This is a genomic window from Streptomyces sp. NPDC048639 (assembly GCF_043199075.1).
Classification (GTDB): domain Bacteria; phylum Actinomycetota; class Actinomycetes; order Streptomycetales; family Streptomycetaceae; genus Streptomyces.
The window spans coordinates 44,772-68,327 of sequence record NZ_JBICVP010000004.1 but is presented as its reverse complement, the minus strand read 5'-3'; the positions used below and the strand labels follow the sequence as shown (position 1 = coordinate 68,327).

23 protein-coding genes and 2 pseudogenes are annotated in these 23,556 nt (G+C 71.4%); 7 read left to right on the top strand and 18 right to left on the bottom strand.

Annotated elements, in window-relative coordinates:
• Positions 1-36: 36 nt before the first annotated feature.
• The 3 genes from ACGFNH_RS12150 to ACGFNH_RS12140 form a co-directional block, all read right to left on the bottom strand.
• Positions 37-405: a YkvA family protein gene (locus ACGFNH_RS12150; RefSeq protein WP_393652986.1), complete on the bottom strand. Its 369-nt coding sequence runs from the start codon at positions 403-405 to the stop codon at positions 37-39.
• Positions 406-454: 49 nt separating this feature from the next.
• Positions 455-1,792 carry a class I SAM-dependent RNA methyltransferase gene (locus tag ACGFNH_RS12145; RefSeq protein WP_393652985.1) on the bottom strand — a complete coding sequence of 446 codons (1,338 nt, stop codon included), beginning with the start codon at positions 1,790-1,792 and terminating at the stop codon, positions 455-457.
• 312 nt (positions 1,793-2,104) lie between these two features.
• Positions 2,105-4,183 (bottom strand): APC family permease, encoded by a 2,079-nt coding sequence (locus tag ACGFNH_RS12140; RefSeq protein ID WP_393652984.1) that lies wholly within the window; start codon positions 4,181-4,183, stop codon positions 2,105-2,107.
• Between the two features lie 185 nt (positions 4,184-4,368).
• Between ACGFNH_RS12140 and ACGFNH_RS12135 the strand changes: the two genes are divergently transcribed.
• Both ACGFNH_RS12135 and ACGFNH_RS12130 read left to right on the top strand, forming a co-directional pair.
• On the top strand, positions 4,369-5,037 hold the full coding sequence (locus tag ACGFNH_RS12135; protein ID WP_393652983.1) for a potassium channel family protein: 669 nt from the start codon (positions 4,369-4,371) through the stop codon (positions 5,035-5,037).
• Positions 5,034-5,705, top strand: a complete 672-nt coding sequence (locus ACGFNH_RS12130; RefSeq protein ID WP_393652982.1) for a potassium channel family protein — start codon at positions 5,034-5,036, stop codon at positions 5,703-5,705. The genes ACGFNH_RS12135 and ACGFNH_RS12130 overlap by 4 nt, the downstream gene beginning before the upstream one ends.
• An 82-nt stretch (positions 5,706-5,787) precedes the next feature.
• On the opposite strand, the gene ACGFNH_RS12125 is transcribed toward ACGFNH_RS12130, so the two are convergent.
• The 4 genes from ACGFNH_RS12125 to ACGFNH_RS12110 form a co-directional block, all read right to left on the bottom strand.
• Positions 5,788-6,570: a DUF3159 domain-containing protein gene (locus ACGFNH_RS12125; protein ID WP_393652981.1), complete on the bottom strand. Its 783-nt coding sequence runs from the start codon at positions 6,568-6,570 to the stop codon at positions 5,788-5,790.
• Between the two features lie 5 nt (positions 6,571-6,575).
• Positions 6,576-6,974 carry an OB-fold nucleic acid binding domain-containing protein gene (locus tag ACGFNH_RS12120; protein ID WP_393652980.1) on the bottom strand — a complete coding sequence of 133 codons (399 nt, stop codon included), beginning with the start codon at positions 6,972-6,974 and terminating at the stop codon, positions 6,576-6,578.
• Between the two features lie 135 nt (positions 6,975-7,109).
• Positions 7,110-7,793 (bottom strand): response regulator, encoded by a 684-nt coding sequence (locus ACGFNH_RS12115; RefSeq protein WP_393652979.1) that lies wholly within the window; start codon positions 7,791-7,793, stop codon positions 7,110-7,112.
• 87 nt (positions 7,794-7,880) lie between these two features.
• Positions 7,881-10,424 carry a DUF4118 domain-containing protein gene (locus ACGFNH_RS12110; protein ID WP_393652978.1) on the bottom strand — a complete coding sequence of 848 codons (2,544 nt, stop codon included), beginning with the start codon at positions 10,422-10,424 and terminating at the stop codon, positions 7,881-7,883.
• A gap of 233 nt (positions 10,425-10,657) precedes the next feature.
• On the opposite strand from ACGFNH_RS12110, the gene ACGFNH_RS12105 reads away from it, so the two are divergent.
• Positions 10,658-11,200 (top strand): GNAT family N-acetyltransferase, encoded by a 543-nt coding sequence (locus tag ACGFNH_RS12105; RefSeq protein ID WP_393652977.1) that lies wholly within the window; start codon positions 10,658-10,660, stop codon positions 11,198-11,200.
• 78 nt (positions 11,201-11,278) lie between these two features.
• On the opposite strand, the pseudogene ACGFNH_RS12100 reads toward ACGFNH_RS12105, so the two are convergent.
• From ACGFNH_RS12100 to ACGFNH_RS12080, 5 genes and pseudogenes are all read right to left on the bottom strand, one after another.
• Positions 11,279-11,380: pseudogene (locus tag ACGFNH_RS12100) on the bottom strand (potassium-transporting ATPase subunit C); the annotation flags it as partial.
• 1 nt (position 11,381) lies between these two features.
• Positions 11,382-11,780: pseudogene (locus ACGFNH_RS12095) on the bottom strand (potassium-transporting ATPase subunit KdpA); the annotation flags it as partial.
• A gap of 60 nt (positions 11,781-11,840) precedes the next feature.
• On the bottom strand, positions 11,841-12,629 hold the full coding sequence (locus tag ACGFNH_RS12090; RefSeq protein ID WP_393652976.1) for a DUF3710 domain-containing protein: 789 nt from the start codon (positions 12,627-12,629) through the stop codon (positions 11,841-11,843).
• A 1-nt stretch (position 12,630) separates the two neighbouring features.
• Positions 12,631-13,146 carry a dUTP diphosphatase gene (dut, locus tag ACGFNH_RS12085; RefSeq protein ID WP_393652975.1) on the bottom strand — a complete coding sequence of 172 codons (516 nt, stop codon included), beginning with the start codon at positions 13,144-13,146 and terminating at the stop codon, positions 12,631-12,633.
• Complete coding sequence (locus tag ACGFNH_RS12080; protein WP_393652974.1) at positions 13,143-13,727, bottom strand: PaaI family thioesterase; 585 nt, start codon at positions 13,725-13,727, stop codon at positions 13,143-13,145. Before ACGFNH_RS12080 ends, dut begins: the two co-directional genes overlap by 4 nt.
• A gap of 59 nt (positions 13,728-13,786) precedes the next feature.
• On the opposite strand from ACGFNH_RS12080, the gene ACGFNH_RS12075 reads away from it, so the two are divergent.
• Complete coding sequence (locus tag ACGFNH_RS12075; protein WP_393652973.1) at positions 13,787-14,230, top strand: DUF3093 domain-containing protein; 444 nt, start codon at positions 13,787-13,789, stop codon at positions 14,228-14,230.
• A gap of 34 nt (positions 14,231-14,264) precedes the next feature.
• Here ACGFNH_RS12075 and ACGFNH_RS12070 read toward each other — a convergent pair whose 3' ends face one another.
• The 4 genes from ACGFNH_RS12070 to ACGFNH_RS12055 all read right to left on the bottom strand — a co-directional run bounded on the left by ACGFNH_RS12070 (position 14,265) and on the right by ACGFNH_RS12055 (position 17,674).
• The gene (locus ACGFNH_RS12070) at positions 14,265-14,957 is read right to left on the bottom strand and encodes a hypothetical protein (protein WP_393653539.1); all 693 of its coding nucleotides are present in this window, start codon (positions 14,955-14,957) and stop codon (positions 14,265-14,267) included.
• 126 nt (positions 14,958-15,083) lie between these two features.
• On the bottom strand, positions 15,084-15,383 hold the full coding sequence (locus tag ACGFNH_RS12065; protein ID WP_393652972.1) for a DUF4193 domain-containing protein: 300 nt from the start codon (positions 15,381-15,383) through the stop codon (positions 15,084-15,086).
• Positions 15,384-15,774: 391 nt separating this feature from the next.
• The gene (locus ACGFNH_RS12060; protein WP_393652971.1) at positions 15,775-17,016 is read right to left on the bottom strand and encodes a sensor histidine kinase; all 1,242 of its coding nucleotides are present in this window, start codon (positions 17,014-17,016) and stop codon (positions 15,775-15,777) included.
• Between the two features lie 4 nt (positions 17,017-17,020).
• Positions 17,021-17,674 (bottom strand): response regulator transcription factor, encoded by a 654-nt coding sequence (locus ACGFNH_RS12055; protein WP_393652970.1) that lies wholly within the window; start codon positions 17,672-17,674, stop codon positions 17,021-17,023.
• Between the two features lie 295 nt (positions 17,675-17,969).
• Between ACGFNH_RS12055 and ACGFNH_RS12050 the strand changes: the two genes are divergently transcribed.
• Entirely contained in the window at positions 17,970-18,143 is a 174-nt protein-coding gene (locus ACGFNH_RS12050) for a hypothetical protein (RefSeq protein ID WP_393652969.1), read from the top strand.
• Between the two features lie 157 nt (positions 18,144-18,300).
• On the opposite strand, the gene ACGFNH_RS12045 is transcribed toward ACGFNH_RS12050, so the two are convergent.
• Together ACGFNH_RS12045 and ACGFNH_RS12040 are read right to left on the bottom strand one after the other, a co-directional pair.
• Positions 18,301-19,101, bottom strand: coding sequence for an inositol monophosphatase family protein (locus tag ACGFNH_RS12045; RefSeq protein ID WP_393652968.1), 801 nt, complete (start codon positions 19,099-19,101; stop codon positions 18,301-18,303).
• On the bottom strand, positions 19,098-20,249 hold the full coding sequence (locus ACGFNH_RS12040) for a ferrochelatase (RefSeq protein WP_393652967.1): 1,152 nt from the start codon (positions 20,247-20,249) through the stop codon (positions 19,098-19,100). Before ACGFNH_RS12040 ends, ACGFNH_RS12045 begins: the two co-directional genes overlap by 4 nt.
• A 205-nt stretch (positions 20,250-20,454) precedes the next feature.
• Here ACGFNH_RS12040 and ACGFNH_RS12035 point away from each other — a divergent pair, with 205 nt between their 5' ends.
• Positions 20,455-21,687, top strand: coding sequence for an MFS transporter (locus tag ACGFNH_RS12035; protein ID WP_393652966.1), 1,233 nt, complete (start codon positions 20,455-20,457; stop codon positions 21,685-21,687).
• On the top strand, positions 21,659-22,966 hold the full coding sequence (locus ACGFNH_RS12030) for a D-arabinono-1,4-lactone oxidase (RefSeq protein WP_393652965.1): 1,308 nt from the start codon (positions 21,659-21,661) through the stop codon (positions 22,964-22,966). The genes ACGFNH_RS12035 and ACGFNH_RS12030 overlap by 29 nt, the downstream gene beginning before the upstream one ends.
• Positions 22,967-23,556 lie beyond the last annotated feature (590 nt).

Genomic DNA, 23,556 nt, shown 5'->3' with positions numbered 1-23,556 from the left:
CCCGAGACGCGGATGAGCTGACGACACATGCGGCGATCAGCCGCGGGTCCGGCCTGTCCCCAGCCACTCGCGGTGGCCGCGGTCGCCGCCCTGCTCGCCGTCAGCACCGAGCCCCGCCCGTGGCGGTCCCCCACCGGGCCTGCCGGCAGCGGCTGCGGAGTGGAGTGCGCGCAGAGCCAGCAGGAGCACCCCGATGTCGTCCAGGTAGACCGGGTCCGGGATCAGGTCGACCGGGGAGACCGTGTAGACGACCGCCGTCCAGAACAGGGCCTTGGACCGCAACGGAACGCCGGCGTCCCTCAGCAGTTTCCGGGCCCGGATGAGGCGTACGAGCAGGACTGCCGCACACCCCGCTGCCGTGAGCGCGAGAACCACGGCCACCACGAACCAACCGACGCTGTCCACTCTCCCCTTCTACCCCGTCACGGCCTCGCCACGACGGAGGGGACGCGTGTCACGATCCCTTTGCCGCCGGCTCCAGCACCGCCACGCACTCCACATGGTGCGTCATCGGGAACAGGTCGAACGCCCGCAGTTTGCGCGGCTTGTAGCCCGCCTCGGCGAAGTAGCCCAAGTCGCGGGCCAGGGCCGCCGGGTCGCAGGCCACGTACGCGATGCGGCGCGAGCCCAGGCCCGCGATGTGGGTGACCGTCGCCTTGCCCGCGCCCGCGCGGGGCGGGTCCAGGACGATCAGGTCCGCCTCTGTGATGCCCGTGCGCGGCAGGACCGACTCGACCTTGCCGTGCTCGATGCGGACCCGGTCCAGGTCCTCCAGGTTGTGCCGGGCGTCCTCCGCGGCGCGCTTGCCGGACTCGATGCCGAGCACCGCGCCCTTCTCGCCGACGCGTTCGGCCAGCGCTCCCGCGAACAGCCCCACCCCGCAGTACAGATCGAGCGCCATCTCGCCCTTGCGCGGCATCAGCCCCTGCATCACCGCCTCGACGAGCAGGTCCGGGGCCTTCGGGTGGACCTGCCAGAAGCCGCCCGAACCGACGCGCCACGTACGGCCGATGGCGCGCTCGCGTACGAAGGGGCGCCCGTGGACGCGGTGCACTCCCCCGGCCTTCTCGTCGACGCGCATGACCGAGACCGGCTGGTCCAGCTCCACGATCGGCAACCGTCCACCGGGCTGCGGGGTGAGGATGACCTGGCGGTCGTGCGAGCCGGTCGCCGCGATGGCCTCGACGCCCGCGATCTGCGGCCACTCCCGCTTCTCCACGCCCAGTTCGGTGACGCCCGGTGCCGCGATGAGGCACTGGTCGACCGGCTGGACCTCGTGCGAGCGGTGCTTGCGGAGCCCGGCGTTGCCCTCGGTGTCCACCGCGTACTGTACGCGCGTGCGCCAGGGCGGGACCTCGCCCTTGGCGACCTTGTCGCCGGGCGCGGGTTCGACCGTGCCGTCCCAGCCCGCCTCCTCCGGGGTGAGTCCGGCCAGGCGGCTCAACTGCTCGGTGATGACGGAGACTTTGAGCCGGCGCTGCGCACCCGGGGCCGCGTGCTGCCAGTCGCAGCCGCCGCACTTGCCCGGTCCCGCGAACGGACACGGTGCCTCGACCCGGTCCGGCGACGCCTGACGCACCTCGATCGCGTCCGCGCGCAGGAAGCGCGAGTCCTCCCGGCCCTCGGTGACGCGGGCGACGACACGCTCGCCCGGGAGGGTGTGCCGGACGAAGAGCACCCGCCCCTCCGGGGTGCGGGCGATGCAGTGCCCGCCGTGCGCGACGGGCCCCACCTCGACCTCGTAGTCCTCGCCGACCAGTGACGGGGCGGCTGCGGCGGAATCTGTGGACACGAGGGAGGCGCTCCTGAGCATGGCGGTGGGTGCGGGACGACGTTATGGACAACAGCCGTCCAGTCTACGTCCGGCCGGAGGTGCGCGGCGCCGCCCGCCGCGGCGGCCGAACCCGGCGGCGGCCCCACCCGGAGTGCGCTGCGCCGCCCGCCGGAGCGCACAAACCGACGGCCGCCCCGCCCCGAGTGCGCTGCGCCGCCTCTCCGCGCAGCCGAACCCGACGGCCGCCCCACGGACCACTCCCCCGGCAGGCCGGGGCTCTACTTCCGCACTTCCGCGTCGTCGTGCCGCTACTTCCGCGCCGTCGTGCGGTTACTTCCCCGCCGTCGTGCCGTTCTTCCCGCCGTTGCCCGCCTTGTCGCGCTGCGTGGGCGCGCCGACCGGGCCGCGCCGGACCGAGCCCGGTGCGTTCCACGCCTCGCGCTTGCGGGCGCGCTGCTTGGCCAGCTCCGAGGACTCCAGCTGGTACGGCACCGAGGTCACCATCACGCCCGGCGTGAACAGCAGCCGTCCCTTCAGCCGCAGCGCGCTCTGGTTGTGCAGCAGATGCTCGTACCAGCGGCCGACCACGTACTCCGGGATGTAGACGCTGACCGCGTCCCGCGGGCTCTCGCGCCGCAGCCGCTTCACATAGTCGATCACCGGCCGGGTGATCTCGCGGTAGGGCGAGTCGAGGACCTTCAGCGGTACGTCGATACCGCGCCGCTCCCACTCCTCGCGGAGCGCCTTGGTCTCCGCCGCGTCGACGTTGATGGTGAGCGCCTCGAGGCTGCCCGAGCGCATCAGCTTGGCGTAGGCGAGGGCCCGCAGCGTCGGCCGGTGGACCTTGGAGACCAGGACGATGGAGTGCACGCGGGAGGGGCGCACCGCCTCGTCGCCGGGCTCGTCGGGCGCGGAGATCTCCTCGGACACCCGGTCGTAATGGCGCCGGATCGCGGACATCGTCACGTAGAAGATGACCATGCCGAGCAGGGCGACCCAGGCGCCGTGGGTGAACTTGGTGCCCAGGACGACCACCAGCACCAGGCCGGTGAAGAAGGCGCCGAAGGTGTTGATCGCGCGGGAGCGGATCATGTGGCGGCGCTTGGCGGGGTCGGTCTCGGTCTTCAGGTGCCGGTTCCAGTGCCGGACCATGCCGGTCTGGCTGAGGGTGAAGGACACGAAGACGCCGACGATGTAGAGCTGGATCAGCCGGGTCGAGTCGGCCCCGTAGATCCACACCAGCAGCACGGCGGCACCCGCCAGCAGCACGATGCCGTTGGAGAAGGCGAGGCGGTCGCCGCGGGTGTGGAGCTGACGCGGCAGGTAGCGGTCCTGGGCGAGGATCGCGCCGAGGAGCGGGAAGCCGTTGTACGCGGTGTTGGCCGCGAGGAACAGCACCAGTGCGGTGGCCGCGGCGAGCAGGATGAAGAAGAACGTCCCGTTGCCGAAGACGGCGGCGGCGACCTGAGAGATGACGGGGTTCTGGACGTAGCCCGACCCGACGGGCGTGCCGTTGTTCAGCAGGTCGTGCGCCGGGTTCTCGGCCATCTTGACGTCGGTCGCCATGGCGAGGCCGATGATGCCGCAGAACATCGTGACGGCGAGGCCGCCCATGAGCAGCAGCGTGGTGGCCGCGTTACGGCTCTTGGGCTTGCGGAAGGCGGGGACGCCGTTGCTGATCGCCTCGACGCCGGTGAGCGCCGCGCAGCCGGAGGAGAAGGCGCGCAGCAGCAGGAAGACGAGGGCGAAGCCGGCGAGGCCGGTGTGCTCGGCCTCGATCTCGAAGCCGGCGGTGGGGGCGTTCATGTCGTCGCCCAGGACGACACCGCGGTAGACGCCCCAGGCGATCATCACGAAGACGCCGGCCACGAATATGTAGGTGGGGATCGCGAAGAGCTTGCCCGACTCTCTGACGCCGCGCAGGTTCATCAGCGTCAGCAGCACGATGATGCCGATCGCGCAGAGCACCTTGTGCTCGACGACGAACGGGATCGCCGAGCCGAGGTTCTCCACGCCCGAGGAGATGGACACGGCGACGGTGAGGACGTAGTCGACCAGCAGCGCGCTGGCGACGGTCAGGCCTGCCCTGGGGCCGAGGTTGGTGTTGGCGACCTCGTAGTCGCCGCCGCCGCTCGGGTAGGCGTGCACGTTCTGCCGGTACGAGGCGACGACCGTGAACATCAGCACGACGACGGCGACGGCGATCCACGGGCTGAAGCTGTACGCCGACACCCCCGCCACGGAGAGCACGAGCAGGACCTCGCCGGGCGCGTACGCCACGGACGACAGCGGGTCGGAGGCGAAGACGGGCAGTGCGATCCGCTTCGGAAGGAGCGTCTCCCCCAGCTGCGTGCTCCGCAGGGCCCTGCCGATGAGAATCCGCTTGGGCAGGTCGGTCAGTTTGGACACGCAGAGGATCGTAAGCCGTCGCTCCCTCCGGAGCCCAGCCGCCCATGGGCGCACTTGCGGGGTTCGCGGGTAGCGTTACCGGCGACGGCACCGGCGATGAGTTGCCGCCACTCGGGACGCGGAAGGATGATGGACGGTGTTTGCGCAGGTCACAGCACTAGGGGAAGGTGCAGGGTAGAGGCCTCATGCACATCGTGATCATGGGTTGTGGCCGAGTGGGCTCCGCTTTGGCCCAGACCCTTGAGCAGCAGGGGCACACGGTCGCCGTCGTCGATCAGGACCCCACGGCCTTCCGTCGCCTCGGCTCCGGATTCGGCGGCCGCCGGGTCACCGGCGTCGGCTTCGATCAGGACACTCTGCGCGAAGCGGGGATCGAGGAGGCCGGCGCGTTCGCCGCGGTCAGCAGTGGCGACAACTCCAACATCATCGCCGCCCGGGTGGCGCGCGAGATGTTCGGCGTGGAGAACGTGGCCGCGCGTATCTACGACCCGCGCCGCGCCGAGGTCTACCAGCGCCTCGGCATCCCGACCGTGGCCACCGTGCGGTGGACCGCCGACCAGATGCTGCGGCGGCTACTGCCGTCCGGCGCCGAGACGCTGTGGCGCGACCCGAGCGGCCGCGTCCAGCTCGCGGAGGTGCACGCCTCCCCGGCCTGGGTCGGCGAGAAGGTCAGCAAGCTGCAGGAGGAGACGGGTGTACGCGTCGCGTTCCTCACCCGGCTGGGCGAGGCGATCCTGCCGACGTCCCAGACCGTCCTGCAGGAGGGCGACCTCGTGCACGTGATGATGCGGGCGGACGAGGTCGAGAAGGTCGAGGCCGCGTTCGCCGAGGGGCCCGAGGAGGCGCAGGGATGAGGGTCGCCATTGCGGGCGCGGGCGCCGTGGGGCGCTCGATCGCCGGCGAGCTGCTGGAGAACGGGCACGAGGTCCTGCTCATCGACAAGGCGCCGACCGCCATCTCGGTCGAGCGCGTGCCGCAGGCCGAGTGGCTGCTGGCCGACGCCTGCGAGATCACCTCGCTGGACGAGGCGGCGCTGCAGCGCTGCAACGTGGTCATCGCGGCCACCGGCGACGACAAGGTGAACCTGGTCGTCTCGCTCCTGGCCAAGACGGAGTACGGCGTACCGCGCGTGGTGGCCCGGGTGAACAACCCGAAGAACGAGTGGCTGTTCAACGAGTCCTGGGGCGTCGACGTCGCGGTGTCCACGCCGCGTCTGATGTCGGCGCTGGTGGAGGAAGCCGTGAGCGTCGGCGACCTCGTACGGCTGCTGCGCTTCAGCCACGGCGACGCGAACCTGGTCGAGCTGACGCTGCCGCCGGAGTCGGCCCTGGCCGGGACCCGCGTCGGCGACGTGGACTGGCCCGAGGACACCTCACTGGTCACGATCATCCGCGGCAACCGCGTCCTCACGCCCAACCCGGAGGACTCCCTGGAGGCCGGGGACGAGCTGCTGTTCGTCGCCGCCCAGGCGCGGGAGGAGCAGCTGGAGGACCTGCTGTCGGTGCGGCAGGAAGTCCAGTAGCCGCACGGCACAGCGCTACGGCGAAGGGCCCGGGAACCAGCTGGTTCCCGGGCCCTTCGGCGTACGTTCCGCCGACGGTCGGTCAGTCGGCCGCGGGTGCGCCGGAGCGCTTCTGCTCCAGCCGCTCCTTCTCCGCCCGCTCGGCGTCCTCCTTCGCCTGCTCCTTCGCCTCCATCTCGGCGAAGACGTCGATCGGCGGCGGCGCCTTGGCGAGGAAGATCCAGGTCAGATAGACGGCAAGCAGGAACGGCGGGATCTTGAGCGCGATGAGCACCCAGCCGAACTTCGTCGCGTCCGCCCACAGGTAGAGCGGGAAGAGGATCGCCGACTTGGCGAGGAGGATCAGCCCCCAGGCCCAACTCGCCTTGGTGTAGGCCCGCTTGCGCCCGGGGTTCCGGGTGCGCCAGGACATGTTCTCCTTGAACACCGGGCCCAGGATCAGGCCGAGCAGCGGGACGCCCGCGATCGCGGTCGCGATGTACGCCACCGCCAACCCCAGCGTGTAGAACATGCCGGGCAGGTAGAAGTCCTTCGCGTTGCCGGTCATCATCGCGAAGACGACACCGAAGGCGACCCCGAACACCCCGCTGAAGGCGTGCTTGATCGTGTCCCTCCGGACCAGCCGGGCGACGCCGAGCAGCACGGCGAGCACCAGGGCGGCGATGGCCGCGAGGTGGATGTCCTTGTTCACCGTGTAGATGGCGACGAAGACCAGGCCGGGCACGGTGGTCTCCACCAGGCCGCGTACACCGCCGAACGCCTCGAAAAGGGCCGCCTCCGTGGCGGCCCTGCTTTCGTGGCCGGGCGCGCCGTCCTCGGCGGGCCGGGCGTCGTGCTGGGGGGGCTGCTTGTCCGGGGTGGTCACCGGGGCTACTCCTGTCCGAGCGGTCGGAGTTCGTACTTCGGGTTGAAGAGCACCCGGCGGCCGTGGCTCATGGAGATCCGGCCCGATGCGATGAGCTTGCGGCCCGGTTCGATGCCCACGATGGAGCGCCGGCCGAGCCAGACGACGTCGAGCGCGGCCGAACCGTCGAACAGCTCGGCCTCCAGCGCGGGCACTCCGGCCCGCGGTCGCAGCGTGACCGTCCGCAGGGTGCCGGTGACCTTCACGATCTGACGGTCGCCGCACTCGGAGATCCGCGTGCATCCCGCGGCTTCCGCCGCCTGCTGCAGCTCGTCGGCGTGCAGTTCCTCCTCGCTGGAGGACAGCCGGTCGAGCATGCGCCGGAACCGCCCTGCCGGCTTCTGTGAACGGGGGACAGCACTCATACGGGAAGCGTACCGGGGCCGGGCCCGCCCGATCACTGCGTGCCGGACCGTCCCATCCCTGCGGGCGACTTCCGGTCCGGGGACCCGGGCCCGTACGGCACCGGCCGTGCCCTACGTCACCCGCGGAGGAAGCCGTCACAGCTCGAAGCGGTACCCCATCCCCGGCTCGGTCATGAAGTGCCGGGGGTGTGAGGGGTCGTCCTCGAGCTTGCGGCGGAGCTGGGCCATGTAGACGCGCAGGTAGTTGGTCTCGGTCCCATAGGACGGCCCCCAGACCTCGCGGAGGAGCTGCTTCTGGCTGACCAGCCGCCCGCTGTTGCGGACCAGCACCTCCAGCAGGTGCCATTCGGTGGGGGTCAGCCGTACGTCCCGCCCGCCGCGGTCGACCTTCTTCGCGGCGAGGTCGACGGTGAAGCCCTCGGTCTCGACGACCGCGGTGTCGCCCGTCGTTCCGCCGGGCTCCGCACGCCGTACGGCGGCCCGCAGCCGGGCCAGCAGCTCGTCCATGCCGAAGGGCTTGGTGACGTAGTCGTCGGCGCCCGCGTCGAGCGCCTCCACCTTCTCGTCGGAGGTCTGGCGCGCGGAGAGGACGAGGATCGGCACCCGGGTCCAGCCGCGCAGCCCCTTGATCACCTCGACGCCGTCCATGTCGGGCAGGCCCAGGTCGAGGAGCACGACGTCGGGGTGGCGGCCCGCAGCCAGGTGGAGGGCGGTCGCGCCGTCCGGGGCGGCGTCCACCTCGTACTTGCGGGCCTTGAGATTGATCACCAGGGCGCGGACGATCTGCGGCTCGTCCTCCACCACGAGCACCCGCGTCATGGGCGTCGCCTTTCTGCCGTACGAGGTCGTGCCGGGGCCGGGATGCCGCGCCCGGTCGCGTCGTGGGTCGTCATCGCGCTGCCGCCGTCATGAGGTGGCCGCCGCGGGAAGACCGGGGTGGACAGGGCGGCGGCCGGGGCCGGACCGCAGGCTCAGCACCATGGTCATGCCGCCGCCGGGGGTGTCTTCGGCCGCCAGCGTTCCGCCCATGGCCTCGGTGAAGCCGCGGGCCACCGCGAGCCCCAGTCCGACGCCGCTGCCGCGCGGCACGTCGCCGTACCGCTGGAACGGTTCAAAGATCCGGTTCTTCTCGGGGTCGGGAACGCCCGGCCCCCGGTCGGCCACGCGGACCTCCACGCGCTCGCCGAGCGCGCTGGCGGAAACCAGGACGGTCTCGCCGTCCGGGCTGTACTTCACCGCGTTCTCGACGATGTTGGCGACGCTGCGCTCCAGCAGGCCGGGGTCCACGTACACCATCGGCAGGTCCTCGGGGATGTCGAGGACGACGCTGCCGTCGGGGACGCCGCCGAGCGCCATGGGCACCACCTCGTCGAGGTCGGCCTCGCGGATCAGCGGGGTGACGGTGCCGGTCTGCAGCCGCGACATGTCCAGGAGATTGCCGACCAGGTGGTCCAGCCGGTCGGCGCCCTCCTCGATCCCGGCCAGCAACTCGGCCTCGTCCTCCTCGGACCAGGCCACGTCGGCGGAGCGCAGGGAGGTCACCGCGGCCTTGATCCCGGCGAGCGGGGTGCGCAGGTCGTGGGAGACGGCGGCGAGCAGCGCGGTGCGGATCCGGTTGCCCTCGGCGAGTTCGCGGGCCCGTGCGGCCTCCCCGACCAGCCGCTGCCGGTCCAGGACGACCGCGGCCTGTGCGGCGAAGGCGGCCAGCACACGGCGGTCCGCGGCGGGCAGGACGCGGCCGCTGAGCGCCAGGGCCATGGTGTCGCCGACGGGTACGTCCACATCGGCCTCGTCGGGGCGCAGCAGCGGCTTGGTGCCCACGGCGGCCGCGCAGGTCCACGGGTCCACCTCGCTCTGCCGCTCCAGCAGGGCGACGGACTCCATGCCGAAGGTCTCCCGGACCCGCTCCAGGAGCGCCTCGACGCTCGTCTCGCCGCGTATCACGCTCCCGGCGAGGAACGAGAGGATCTCGGACTCGGAGCGCAGCCGTGCCGCCTGGTGGGTGCGGCGGGCCGCGAGGTCGACGACGGACGCGACGGCCACGGCGACCGCGAAGAAGATCGCGATGGCGACGATGTTCTCCGGATCGGAGATCGTCCAGGTGTGGGTGGGGGGCGTGAAGTAGTAGTTCAGCAGCAGGGAGCCGACGGCCGCCGAGGCGAGGGCGGGCAGCAGTCCGCCGAGCAGGGCGGCCCCCACGGTCAGGGAGAGGAACAGCAGGACGTCGTTGGCCAGGCCCGGGCCGGGCTCCAGGCTGGTCAGCAGCAGGGACAGCAGGACGGGACCGATCACGCCGACGCCCCAGCCCGCCAGGTTCCGGGAGCGTCCCAGCCGCGCCCCGCGGGCCATGGGCAGACCGCGGCCCTTGGCGACCTCGCCGTGGGTGACGATGTGGACGTCCAGGTCGGGGCCGGACTCGCGGGCCACGGTGGCGCCGACGCCGGGGCCGAAGACGTACTGCCAGGTCTTGCGGCGGCTGGAGCCCAGCACGATCTGGGTGGCGTTGACGCCGCGGGCGAAGTCGAGCAGCGCTTCGGGGACGTCGTCGCCGACGACGTGGTGGTAGGTGCCGCCGAGGTCCTCGACCAGGGTGCGCTGGACGGCCAGTTCCTTCGGGGATGCGGAGGTGAGCCCGTCGCTGCGGGAGACGTAGACGGCCAGGACCTCGCCGCCGGCGCCCTTGGTGGCCATGCGTGCGGCGCGGCGGATGAGCGTGCGGCCCTCGGGTCCGCCGGTGAGGCCGACGACGATGCGTTCGCGGGCCTGCCAGATCGTCGAGACGTCGTGCTCGCTGCGGTACTGCTGGAGGTAGGCGTCGACCCGGTCGGCAGTCCACAGCAGGGCCAGTTCGCGCAGGGCGGTGAGGTTGCCGGGGCGGAAGTAGTTCGACAGGGCGGCGTCCACCTTGTCGGGGGCGTAGATGTTGCCGTGCGCCATGCGGCGGCGCAGCGCCTGGGGCGACATGTCGACCAGCTCGATCTGGTCGGCGCGGCGCACGACCTCGTCCGGCACGGTCTCGCGCTGCCGGACGCCGGTTATCGTCTCGACCACGTCGCCCAGCGACTCCAGGTGCTGGATGTTGACGGTGGAGACGACGTCGGTCCCGGCCTGGAGCAGTTCCTCGACGTCCTGCCAGCGCTTGGCGTTGCGGGAGCCGGGGACGTTGGTGTGGGCCAGCTCGTCGACCAGTGCCACGGCGGGGCGGCGGGCGAGGACGCCATCCACGTCCATCTCCGTGAAGACGCTGCCGCGGTACTCCAGCTCACGGCGCCGGACCTGCTCCAGACCATGGAGCATCACCTCGGTGCGCGGCCGCCCGTGACACTCCACGAAGGCCACGACGCAGTCGGTGCCGCGCTCCACGCGGCGGTGCGCCTCGGACAGCATGGCGTAGGTCTTGCCCACGCCCGGCGCCGCGCCGAGGTAGATCCTGAGCTTGCCGCGTGCCATGGCTCCATTGTCTTCTCGGAGTGCCGATGTGTCCTCGGTGTGATGGTCCGCCGTGCTGTCGACTGTACGGGCGGGAGACCGAACAAATCGGGCATCGGGCGGGCTGAGGGTGCGTATTGACGCAACCCTGACGCGCCTCCCTCGGGCATCCGCGCGGCATGAAACGGAAGGAAGCGGAATCCCTGTCACGGCCTTTCCGGCGAGCCTCGTGCGGCGCCGCGGAGGCTGCGAGGATGAGTCGTATGACAGACGTACGGGCCGCGCACACCGCGGAGTTGGGCGACAACGAGCTCAAGGCCATCCGGACGCTCCTCGACGCCGCCTTCGACGGCGACTTCTCGGAAACGGACTGGGATCACACCCTGGGCGGGGTGCACGCCACGGCGTGGGAAGACGACGAGCTGGTCGGGCACGGAGCCGTGGTGCAGCGGCGCCTGCTGCACGGCGGCCGCGCCCTGCGCACCGGCTATCTGGAGGGGGTCGCGGTCCGCGCCGACCGGCGCGGGCAGGGGCTCGGCGCTGCGGTGATGACGGAGCTGGAACGGGTGGTGCGCGGGGCGTACGAGCTGGGGGCGCTGTCCTCGTCCGACGGGACGTCCGGCTTCTACACGGCCCGGGGCTGGCAGCTCTGGCAGGGCCCCGCCTGCGTGCTCGCCACATCGGGCATCGAGCGCACGGAGGGGGACGAGGGCGGTCTGTACGTCCTGGCGGTCCGTGCCCGGCTCGACCCGAAGGGCGTCCTGGTGTGCGACTGGCGCGACGGGGACGTCTGGTAGCCGGCACGACTGCGCATGCGGTCCGCCCCCGTGCCTTCGGTGGAGGTACGGGGGCGGACCGCGTGCGGCGGTGGGGCGTCAGTGCTCGGCGAGCCTGCTCAGCGCGGTGTTGAGCTCCAGGACGTTGACCCGCGGATCGCCGAGGAATCCGGCGATCCGGCCCTGGGTGCGGTCCGTGACCGGTGCCACGCACCAAGTCCGCCCAGAAGTGGCCGAGTTCACCGGTCAGGGACCACGCGAACCCGCGCACGAGCGCGGCGGCGACCGTCATGCCCACGGCCGTCAGAAGAAGTTCTGCCGTCGCGCGGCCGCCGGTCTGCACGACGTGGCCCATGGCCTGCTCGCCGTAGTACGACTGCCAGTTGGTGTTGGAGACGAGCGAGGTGGCCGTGTGGAACGCCCGGTCGGGGCCGATCGAGACGAAGCCCAGCGAGCCGGGAAGCACGCCTTGCAGCCGCCCCAACGCGTAGAGGAACAGCGCCGACGGCCGAGAAGGCGAGGACCCACGCAGATGCGCCGGCCGGCGCATCCCGGTGTCCGGGTCGGCGCCGATGGCACGGTAGGTCCACCGCTCGACGCGTGTGGGCCGCACTCCCCACCGGGAAGTACGGCCCACCGTTCGGGCTGGATCAAGCCGCCGTCAGCGCACCTCGGAGATCTCCGGTCCGCGCTGCAGCCGGTCCACGCCGCCCGCGAACCGCGAGCCCTCTGCCTGGTCCTGCTGCACGCCCTCGGGCACCATCTGGGCGTCCTCCGGCAGCTTGAGCACGATCGGGTCGCGCGGAGCCATCGGCCCCTCGCCGCGCACCACGACCGTGTCCTTGAAAATCTGCTCGAGCACCCCGGCGGCCTGCGGCTGCACGGCGCCCTGCCCCGAGATCACACCGCGCAGGAACCAGCGCGGCCCGTCGATCCCGATGAAGCGCACCAGTTGCACACCGTTGGTGCCGTCCGGCAGCTGTACGGGAACCTGCGCACGCAGCTCCCAGCCGAGCGGGCCCTCGACCTCGTCGACGACACCGCCCTGCTGGGTGATGCCACCCGCGATCTCGCCGCGGACCTCGCTCCAGATGCCTTCGCGCTTGGGTGCCGCGAAGGCCTGGAGCTGTACCGCGCTGTCCTTGAGCACCACGGTCGCGGCGACGATGGAGTCACCGGCGACCTCGACCCGCAGCTCCATGCCCTCGACCCCGGGGACGAGGATGCCCCCCAGGTCCACACGCCCCTCGCCGGGGTTGTGAGCCTCGGAGATGTCCCACGGGCCCTCGGGCCGCGGGGCCGGCGGCAGGCTCACCCGGCGGTGCTCGCCGGTGTCCTGGGCGGCGTCGTCCGGCTCGAACTCGTCCGGGCCGACGCCGTCGGCCGGCCTGTCGGCTGCGCCTGCGACACTCTCCGTGTCTGCGCGTTCCTTGCGACGACGTCCGAACACGTCACTGTCCTTCCCGGTCGGCAACGACCGCTGCGTAATCATTTCCCCCGGCGGAGCCGCCCGCAGCGGCATGACCGCCGGTGGACCCGAAGCCCCCGTCGGCCCTCGCGGAGCCGGGAAGCTCCGCCACCTCGTGGAAGCGCACCTTCTCGACCTGCTGGACGACCAGTTGGGCAACCCGGTCGAACCGCTCGAACCGTACGGTCTCCCGCGGGTCCAGATTGACCACGATCACCTTGATCTCTCCACGGTACCCGGCATCGACCGTCCCGGGGGCATTCACCAGGGCTACGCCGCAGCGGGCGGCCAGTCCGGAGCGGGGATGCACGAAGGCCGCGTACCCGTCGGGGAGGGCGATCGAGACCCCGGTGGGCAGCACGGTCCGCTCCCCGGGGGCCAGCTCGGCCGGCTCGGTGGTCACGAGGTCGGCGCCGGCGTCGCCGGGGTGGCCGTATGCGGGCAGCGGCACCTCGGGGTCCACCCGCCGGATCAGCACGTCGACCGGGGCACGGCTCACGGGTTCACCTCGAATGCGCGGGCGACCTTCACCTGGTCCGGATCGGAGAGTGCCGCCTGAATCTCCTGGTCACGGCCGTGCTCGATGAAGTGGTCCACCTTGACCTCTATGAAGAGGGCATCGGCGCGCACGGCGACGGGCCCGTCGGGACCGCCGATGCGGCCGACCGCGGAGGAGTAGATCTTGCGGCCGTGCCGTGCGGTCACCCGCGCGTCCAGGTGCAGCACGGTGTCGACGGGGACGGGCCGTACGAAGTCGGTCTCCAGCCGCCCGGTCACCGCGATCACCCGCAGCAGCCAGTTCAGCGAGCCCAGGGTCTCGTCCAGGGCCGTGGCCAGCACGCCGCCGTGGGCCAGGCCGGGCGCTCCCTGGTGGGCCGGCCTGACCGTGAACTCGGCGGTGACGCTGACGCCCTCGCCCGCACGCGCTTCCAGGTGCAGGCCGTGCGGCTGGTCCCCGCCGCAGCCGAAGCACTGGTCGTAGTGAGACCCGAGGAGCTCACCGGGCGCGGGCGCCTCGGGGTGCCGCTGCGGCGGGGCGGCGCCCGCCGGCGGCTTCAGCGATACAGATGGTGCACTCACGAGTGCTGACCCTACCCGCGCGGGCGGACAGCCGGTGAGGGCGTGCCAAGCTTGTGCGCATGCAGTCCTACGAAGAACGCCTGACAGCGCCCCGGTCATGGTGGCTCGTCGCCGCGCTCGCCGGGCTCTCCGTGGCGTTGATGCTGGTCCCCCTCGGCCCGTTGCCGATGCTGGGCGGGCTGGTCGGCGGCGTGGCGCTGGCGACGGTCGTGGTCAGCGCGTACGGCTCGGTGCGGATCCGCGTGGTGGCGGGCTCACTGGTCGCAGGGGACGCTCGCGTCCCGGTCGAGGCCCTGGGGGCCACCGAGGTGCTGGACGCGGAGGAGGCGGCCGCCTGGCGCACGTACAAGGCCGATCCCCGGGCGTTTCTGCTGCTGCGCAGCTACATCCCCACCGCTCTGCGGGTGGAGGTCAGCGACCCGGCCGACCCGACGCCGTACCTGTACCTGTCGACCCGGGACCCGGAGGGTCTGGCGGCGGCGCTGCAGGCCGTACGGGCCTGAGGGCGCGGATCCCTCTACGGACGGTGCCCCGGGATCATTCGCCGGGGGGCTTCGGAGGGTCCTGAAGGGCCTTGGGGCCGCCCGGCTCCTCGAACTCCTCGATCAGTCCTGGTGCGGGAGGCAGCGCCTCCCAGGGGACCTGGCGCTTGCGCAGGTCGGCCCGGATCTTTCCGGCGAGTCTCCCGGTCTCGCGCCGGTTCATCATGGCGCCGACCGCCGCGCCGATCATGAACGGCATGAGGTTCGGCAGGTTGCGCACGGTGCGCTTGAGGACACGCTGGCGGAGTTCCCGCCGCATCTGGACCCCGAGGGCCGCGTTGACGGTCAGAGGCCTGGAGACGTCGATACCTCGCTCGTCGGCCCAGGAGCCCAGGTAGGCGGTGCCGCGTTCGGTCAGGGTCCCGGGCGGGCGGAGGCCGTAGACCTCGTGCAGCTCGGCGATGAGTTTCAGCTCCACCGAGGCCACACCGACGATCTCGGCGGCGAGCTCGGCGGGCAGCGCCGGCGGCACGGGCATCATCGCGGCCGCGCCGACGCTCGCGCCGACGGCCGCGGACCCCTTGACGGCTCCGGCCACCAGCCGGTCCGCCAGCTCCTCGGGGGCGAGGCCGGGGAACTGGCGGCGGAGTGCGGCGAGGTCGCGCACCGGAATGCGCGGCGCAGTCTCGACGATCCGGTCAACGATCACCGAGATACCGAGGCGTGCCCCCCGTCGGCCCTTGGTCAGCCCACGGCTCGCCGCGTTCGCGAGCGAGGCCGCCCGGCCCCGCTCGACGCGTGCATCCGGATGAGACCGCCACCGCCCGAAGGTTTCCCGACGGGGCGGCGTGGAGCCCGTCACGGCCGCCTGTTCTCAGGCCGCGCAGTCGCGGCAGATCGGGTGGCCGTTCTTCTCCGCGGCGAGCTGGCTGCGGTGGTGGACGAGGAAGCAGCTCATGCATGTGAACTCGTCGGCCTGACGGGGCAGCACGCGTACGGACAACTCCTCGTTGGAGAGGTCCGCACCGGGCAGCTCCAGGCCCTCGGCCTGCTCGAACTCGTCGACGTCGACGGTCGAAGTCGACTTGTCGTTCCGGCGGGCCTTCAGTTCCTCAATGCTGTCCTCGTTGAGGTCGTCATCGGTCTTGCGTGGGGTGTCGTAGTCCGTTGCCATGTCGCTCTCCCCCTCTGGGTGTCTGCGGTGTCTCCAGCGCACGTAACGCGTGAGAGGCCGGACTTGTGCCCGACCCGAGGCGGAGATTTTGCCTCACATCAAGGTCTGTTACTCAATCGACACCCAACCGCACCCCTGAAGAGGTGATCGGCTTGGATGGCGATCGGGACCGTACACGGTCCTGTTGTCGCACTACACAGGGCCTCCCCGTGTACTTCCCGTGATCAGGACCTTGGGAAACCCGGATTTTCCCGGCTTTCACCACCCCTTGTGATCACACTGTGTAGATGGCCGAAAAATCGTCCATGTGATCGATCACACATGGTCGGACACGGAGATTTCCGAGGATAACTCGGAAAATTCCACTCAAAGCGAAAATGCCCTCGAACACTCACACCGGGAGGGTGACGCGCATCACCAGCCCGCCGCCCTCCCGCGGCTCGGCCGTGATGGCACCGCCATGGGCACGCGCGACCGACCGGACGATCGACAGCCCCAGCCCCACACCCTTGTCGCTTCCCGTCCGCTCCGACCGGAGCCTGCGGAACGGTTCGAAGATGTTGTCCAGCTCGTACGCCGGCACCACGGGTCCCGTGTTCGAGACCACCAGCAGCGCCTGTCCCGGCAGTGCCTCGGTGGTGACCTCGACCCAGCCTCCGGAGTGGTTGTAGCGGACGGCATTCTGTACCAGATTCAGCGCGATCCGCTCAAGCAGCACGCCGTTTCCCCGGACGACGACGGGTTCGCGCACGCCGCGCACCGCCACCTCCTGCGCCTCGGCCTCCCCCCGGATCTGCTCCACCGCCCGTGAGGCGACCTCGGCGAGGTCCACCGGCTTGCGGTCCACGATCTCGTTGTCGCTGCGGGCGAGCAGGAGCAGGCCCTCGACGAGTTGCTCGCTCCGCTCGTTGGTGGCCAGCAGCGTCTTGCCGAGCTGGGCCAGCTCCGGGGATGCCTCGGGGTCGGAGAGCTGGACCTCCAGCAGCGTGCGGTTGATGGCCAGCGGGGTGCGCAGCTCGTGCGAGGCGTTGGCCACGAACCGCCGCTGGGCGTCGAAGGCCCGGGCGAGCCGGTCGAGCATCTCGTCGAAGGTGTCCGCCAGCTCCTTCAACTCATCGTCGGGGCCGTCCAGTTCGATCCGGCGTGACAGGTCCGTGGCCGCCACCTGGCGGGCCGTACGGGTGATCCGGCCGAGCGGCGAGAGGACCCGGCCCGCCATCGCGTAGCCGAAGGCGAAGGCGACGACGCTGAGGCCGAGGAGGGCCAGCAGGGAGCGCCGGAGCAGGTCGTCCAGCGCCAGCTCCTTCTGGTGGTCCATGCAGGAGTCGAGGACGACGTTGGCCTGGTCGGCCGACATCCCCTCCTTCAGGCCGGGGCAGGTGTTGCTGGTCAGGGCGACCTTGCTGCCCGGCAGCAGCTTGAACAGCGGCTCGTTGCCGACGTTCAGCGCCTGCGCCGCCAGCAGATAGATGATCGAGAGCAGCAGGATGCCCGCGATCAGGAACATGCCGCCGTAGAGCAGGGTGAGCCGTATCCGGATGGTGGGGCGCAGCCAGGGGAAGGGACGCGAGGGCTCCCGCGGGTCCCAGGTGGGCTTCGGGGGTGCGGCCGGGGGTGCGGGTGTCTGGGCCATTGCGTCAGATCCGGTAGCCGGAGCCGGGGATGGTGACGATCACGGCCGGCTCGCCGAGCTTGCGGCGCAGGGTCATGACCGTGACCCGGACGACATTGGTGAAGGGGTCGGTGTTCTCGTCCCAGGCCTTCTCCAGGAGCTGTTCGGCCGACACCACCGTTCCCTCGCTGCGCATCAGCACCTCCAGCACCGCGAACTCCTTGGGCGCCAGCTGCACCTCCTTGCCGTCGCGGAACACCTCGCGCCGGTTCGGGTCCAGCTTGATCCCCGCGCGTTCGAGCACGGGTGGGAGCGCGACGGTCGTACGGCGCCCCAGGGCGCGGACGCGCGCGGTCAGCTCGGTGAAGGCGAAGGGCTTGGGGAGGTAGTCGTCGGCGCCGATCTCCAGCCCCTCCACGCGGTCGCTGACGTCACCCGAGGCGGTGAGCATCAGCACGCGGGTCGGCAGGCCCAGCTCCACGACCCGGCGGCACACGTCGTCGCCGTGGACGAGCGGAAGGTCGCGGTCGAGCACGACCACGTCGTAGTCGTTGACCTCGATGCGCTCCAGGGCGGCGGAGCCGTCGTAGACGACGTCGACGGCCATGGCCTCCCGGCGCAGTCCTGTGGCCACCGCATCGGCGAGCAGTTGCTCGTCCTCGACGACGAGTACGCGCACGGGGGTTGTCCTTCCCTACGGGCCTGTGGTCAGGCCGGATGCCGGCTTCCGAGCGTCTCCATCCTGCCTCGAAGCCCCTTAAACCGGGGGTAAGGGGTGCGAGCGGAGCGAGAAATTCGGATTCCCCGCTTTTTGAGGTTTCTCTGAGGTGGTGGAGGGGGAGGACGAGGGCACACCCGAGATCACAGCCCGTGCGCAGTTCGGCGCGTCCTGCTGTCCCCCGCAGGATCCGGGCCCGTGGTCACCCGCCGTAGGCACATCCCCAGTGCCACCGACCCACGACGAGGGGGCGCACATGGACGCGTTCACCGCAGGACTGCTGCAGCGCATACGAACCACGGAGACCGACCTCATGCGCGCTCGCGAGACGGGCGACGACTTCCTCGCCGACGTGGAGCAGGGAGAGCTGGACGACCTGCACCGCCTGGCCGCCGAACACGGTGTGGAAGTCGGCGCACTGACCTCCTGACGAGCCCCGACCCTTGCGGAAGCGCCCCGGCACCCGAGAGGTGCCGGGGCGCTTCCGCCTTTTCCTGGAGCTTCCGCCTTTCCTGGAACTCCGCCCGTCCGGGGCATCGGCCGTCGCCGGCTCTTCCGGCCCCCGAGGGACAGCCGGCCGAGGGGAGTCAGTCGTGCCAGGCGCCCAGTTCGTCGAGCATCCGCTGGAGCGGTTCGAAGAGCCCTGACGGGGCGGCGACGGCCAGTTCGGTCGACAGGGCCACGCCCGGCCGGCCGCCGGTGCGCGCGCCCGCCTCGCGGGCGATCAGCTCACCCGCGGCGTAGTCCCACGGGTTGAGCCCCCGCTCGTAGTAGCCGTCCAGCCGGCCGCAGGCGACGTCGCACAGGTCGATCGCCGCCGACCCGCCGCGCCGGATGTCCCGGACCTGCGGCAGCACGCGGCGCACCACCTCGGCCTGGCCGAGCTTGCGCTCGACGACGTAGCCGAAACCGGTGCCGATGAGAGCCTGGTCCAGCGGCGGCGACGGGCGGCTGTCCAGGGGCCGGTCCCCGAGGCGAGCGCCCCCGCCGAGCACGGCGGAGAAGGTCTCGCCGCGGCTGGGGATCTCCACGACGCCCACGGCTGTCTCGCCGTCGATCTCCGCGGCGATGCTGACGGCCCAGGCGGGCAGCCCGTACAGGTAGTTGACCGTGCCGTCGATGGGGTCGATGACCCAGCGCACCCCGCTGGTGCCCACGATGCTCGCGCCCTCCTCCCCGAGGAAGCCGTCGTCGGGGCGCGCCTCGGAGAGATAGCCGGTGATCAGTTTCTCGGAGGCTATGTCCATCTCGGTGACCACGTCGATGGCGCTGGTCTTGGTCGCGGCGACGCCGAGGTCGGCCGGGCGGCTCTCGCTCAGCAGGGCACCTGCCCGCCGGGCGGCCTCGAGGGCGAGGTCCAGGAGTTCGTTCTTCAGGCGGTCGGTCACAGTGTTCCCTGCTCCTGCGGTCGGGGGTACGGGCTGTCGCCTCCCGCGGCGGCGGGCCGCGGGACGCGGGCGGGGCAGCAGCCCACGTGGCAGAGGTCGTGGCTCGGACCGAGCCCGCCGAGCGCGCAGCGTTCGACCACGCGCCCCTGCTCCCGGGCCGCGCGCTCCAGGACGAGATCGCGGAGGCCGGCGACGAAGCGCGGATCGGCGCCGACGGTGGCGGCCCGCGTGACCGGAAGCCCCAGCTCCTGTGCCTTCGCGGCGGCCTCGGTGTCGAGGTCGTACCTGACCTCCATGTGGTCGGAGACAAAGCCGATCGGCACCATCACCGCCGCCTGGACCCCGGCCCCTTGCAGGGCTTCGAGGTGGTCGCAGATGTCCGGTTCCAGCCAGGGGATGTGCGGGGCGCCGCTGCGCGACTGGTAGACGAGCTGCCAGGGGTGCTCGGTCCCGGTGGCCTCCTGGACCGCCGCCGCGATCTGCCGGGCCACGTCCAGGTGCTGGGCGACGTACGCACCGCCCTTGCCGTGGGCGTCGAGGGGGCCCGAGGTGTCGGCGGTGGACGTCGGGACGGAGTGCGTGGTGAACGCGAGATGGGCACCGGCGCGCACGTCCGCGGGCAGTTCCTCGAGGGCCGCGAGAGTCGCGTCCACCATCGGCCCGACGAACCCGGGGTGGTTGAAGTAGTGGCGCAGCTTGTCCACGCGCGGCAGCGGCAGCCCCTCCTTCTCCAGGGCGGCCAGGGCGTCCGCGAGGTTCTCCCGGTACTGCCGGCAGCCCGAGTACGAGGCGTAGGCGCTCGTGGCGAGGACCAGGACGCGCCGCCGCCCGTCGGCCACCATCTCCCGCAGGGTGTCCGTCAGATAGGGCGCCCAGTTGCGGTTGCCCCAGTAGACGGGCAGATCGACACCGTGGTCGGCGAAGTCCTTGCGCAGCGCGTGCAGCAGCTCGCGGTTCTGGGCGTTGATCGGGCTCACGCCGCCGAAGAGGAAGTAGTGCTGCCCCACCTCGGCCAGGCGCTCGCGCGGGATGCCGCGGCCGCGGGTGACGTTCTCCAGGAACGGGACCACGTCGTCCTCCCCCTCGGGGCCGCCGAAGGAGAGGAGCAGCAGGGCGTCGTACGGGGCGTGGGCCGGTTGTTCGGGCATGTCCTCGATCCTGCCACCCTCGCGGAGGCTCCGGGGCGGGCGCCCCTGTGCGGGACCGCGCTCCGGCGTCGTACGGGTGCCACGCGAGCGTCGTACCGGTGCGCCCGGAAATCGCCTGGCGCCGGACCCCCGGTTCAGCCGTAAGCTGTATCGGCTCCGAACGTTCCTTACGGCGCCCCTCCGGTCCTTCTCCAGCGGAGTCCACTTGGCCAGCCCCTACCGCGCGATCTTCGCCGCCCCTGGCACGAAGACGTTCTCCGCCGCGGGCCTTCTCGGCCGGATGCCGCTGTCCATGATGGGCGTCGGCATCATCACCATGATCTCCCAGCTCACCGGGCGCTACGGGCTGGCCGGTGCGCTCTCGGCCACGATCGCTCTGTCCGCGGCCCTCATCGGCCCGCAGGTGTCCCGGCTGGTCGACCGGTACGGCCAGCGGCGCGTCCTGCGGCCGGCCACGCTCGTCTCGGTCGTCGCCGTGGGCGGGGTGCTGCTGTGCGCCGAACTGAGGCTGCCGGACTGGACCCTGTTCGTCTTCGCCGCCGGCGGCGGATGCGTGCCCAGTCTCGGCTCGATGATCCGGTCGCGCTGGGCGGCGATCCACGCAGGCTCCCCGCGGCTGCTGCACACCGCGTACTCCTGGGAGTCGATCGTCGACGAGATCTGCTTCATCCTCGGCCCGGTGCTCTCGATCGGGCTGTCCACGGCCTGGTTCCCGGCGGCCGGGCCGCTGCTGGCCGGAGTCTTCCTCATCATCGGCGTGCTGTGGCTGACCGCCCAGCGCGCCACGGAGCCGGTGCCGCATCCGCGCAGCCACGACACCAAGGGTTCCGCGCTGCGCTCCCCCGGCTTGCAGGTCCTGGTGGCCACGTTCGTGTCGACCGGCGCCATCTTCGGCTCGGTGGACGTGGTGACGGTGGCCTTCGCCGAGGAGGAGGGGCACAAGGCCGCGGCGAGCCTGGTGCTCGCGGTCTACGCACTGGGATCGTGCGTCGCCGGGGCCGTCTTCGGACTGCTGCACCTCAAGGGGCGGGCCGATCGGCGGTGGCTGCTGGGCGTGGTCGTGATGGCCATGAGTATGATCCCCCTCCAACTGGCCGGGAGCCTGTCGTTTCTGGCCGTGGCGCTCTTCGTCGCGGGCCTGTCCATCGCGCCGACCATGGTGACCACCGTGGCCCTCGTCGAACAGCACGTACCACGCGCGAAGCTGACCGAGGCGCTGACCTGGGTGAGTACCGGGGTCGCGGTCGGCATGGCACTCGGCTCGGCCACCGCGGGATGGGTGGTGGACACCTCCGGGGCGGACGCGGGGTACGCGGTACCGGCCGCGGCCGGGGCGCTCGCGGCGGCGGTGGGTTTCCTGGGGTACCGCCGGCTCGCGCCGGCAACCGAGCGGGGAGGGGCATCCGCAGATGACCGCACCGAGCACCGCGTGGCGTAACTGGGCGGGGAACGTCACCACCCGCCCGGCACGGTCCGTGGCACCGTCCTCCGCGGAGGATCTGGGCCGGATCATCGCTGCCGCGGCCGAGGACGGGCTGACGGTCAAGCCCGTCGGCACCGGCCACTCCTTCACGGCTGTCGCCGCCACCGACGGGGTGCTCATACGCCCCGAACGCCTCGCCGGGATACGGGAGATCGACCGTGCCGCGGGAACCGTCACCATCGGATCCGGCACCCCTCTGAAGCAGCTCAACGAGGCCCTCGCGGCCGAGGGCCTGTCGCTGGCCAACATGGGCGACATCATGGAGCAGACGGTGGCCGGGGCCACCAGCACCGGTACCCATGGCACGGGCCGCGACTCCGCCTCGACGTCCGCTCAGATCAAGGCCCTTGAGCTGGTCACCGCCGACGGCTCGGTCCTGCAGTGCTCCGACAAGGAGAACTCGGAGATCTTCGCCGCGGCGCGTCTGGGGCTCGGCGCTCTCGGCGTCGTCACCGCGATCACCTTCGCGGTGGAGCCCGTCTTCCTGCTGAGCGCCCGCGAGGAGCCGATGGCCTTCGACCGGGTCCTCGCGGAGTTCGACCAGCACGTCATGGAGAACGAGCACTTCGAGTTCTACTGGTTCCCGCACACCGAGAACTGCAACACCAAGCGCAACAACCGCAGCGCGGGCCCGGCCGCCCCGCTCGGACGGATCGGCGGCTGGGTCGAGGACGAACTGCTCTCCAACGGCGTCTTCCAGGCCGTCTGTTCGGCAGGCCGGGCGGTGCCCGCGGCCATCCCCGGCATCGCCAAGATCTCCAGCCGTGCCCTGTCGGCCCGCACCTACACGGACATCCCTTACAAGGTGTTCACCAGTCCCCGCCGGGTCCGTTTCATCGAGATGGAGTACGCCCTTCCGCGGACGGCGGCCATGGAGGCGCTGCGCGAGGTCAAGGCGATGGTCGACCGCTCGAGCCTGCGCATCAGCTTCCCCGTCGAGGTGCGCACCGCTCCTGCCGACGACATCACGCTGTCCACCGCGTCGGGCCGGGAGACCGCGTACATCGCCGTGCACATGTACCGGGGCACCCCGCACCAGGCGTACTTCACCGCCGTCGAGCGGATCATGACCGCGCACGGGGGGCGGCCGCACTGGGGCAAGCTGCACACCCGCGACGCCGCCTACCTGGCCGATGTCTACCCGCGGTTCGGTGAGTTCACGGCGCTGCGCGACCGGCTGGACCCGGAGCGGGTGTTCGGCAACGCGTATCTGCGGCGCGTCCTCGGCGACTGAGCCGATCGGACGCCGGATCACTCCGGGGCGCGGCCGGGCCACTTGGCTGCGTACGGAGTTCGGGCCTTTCCCTCACGGACCGCGTTCGCGCCACGGGCCGAGCGCGATGTCGGCCGGACCTATGGCCCGAACTCCCGCCCGAGCCGCCACCCGAGGCGGTGGAATCGCCCAACCGGGTGCATAGCGCCGGGCGTACGGGAGAACGCTCCGCGCCCCGTCCGCCTCCTGTCGGCCTGTCGCGGGGCTCCGATCCGCGAACGGGCCGTGGTTGGCGGGCGGTTGACGGGCCGAGGCCCGCCCCGGTGGCGATCACTGAGGAAGGAATCAGTTATTCCGATTCAGCGGATTCCGTGAAAGCCCTCATCAGTTCACCACGAGCTCCACACCCAACTCCCTTGCGCACGGCAAGTTCCGCGGCGCGGCGACTGCACCGGCATGGCACGAATGGAGTACTGTGGCGAGCCCTGGCTCCGGTTTCCCATCCTGCCGCCGGACCCATCGGGGCGCCGCAGGTGGCACTCGGATCGGTGGAGCCGCGGCGGGACACGGGCAACGGTGCACAGGACAACCGATACGGTCACTGAGAGTTG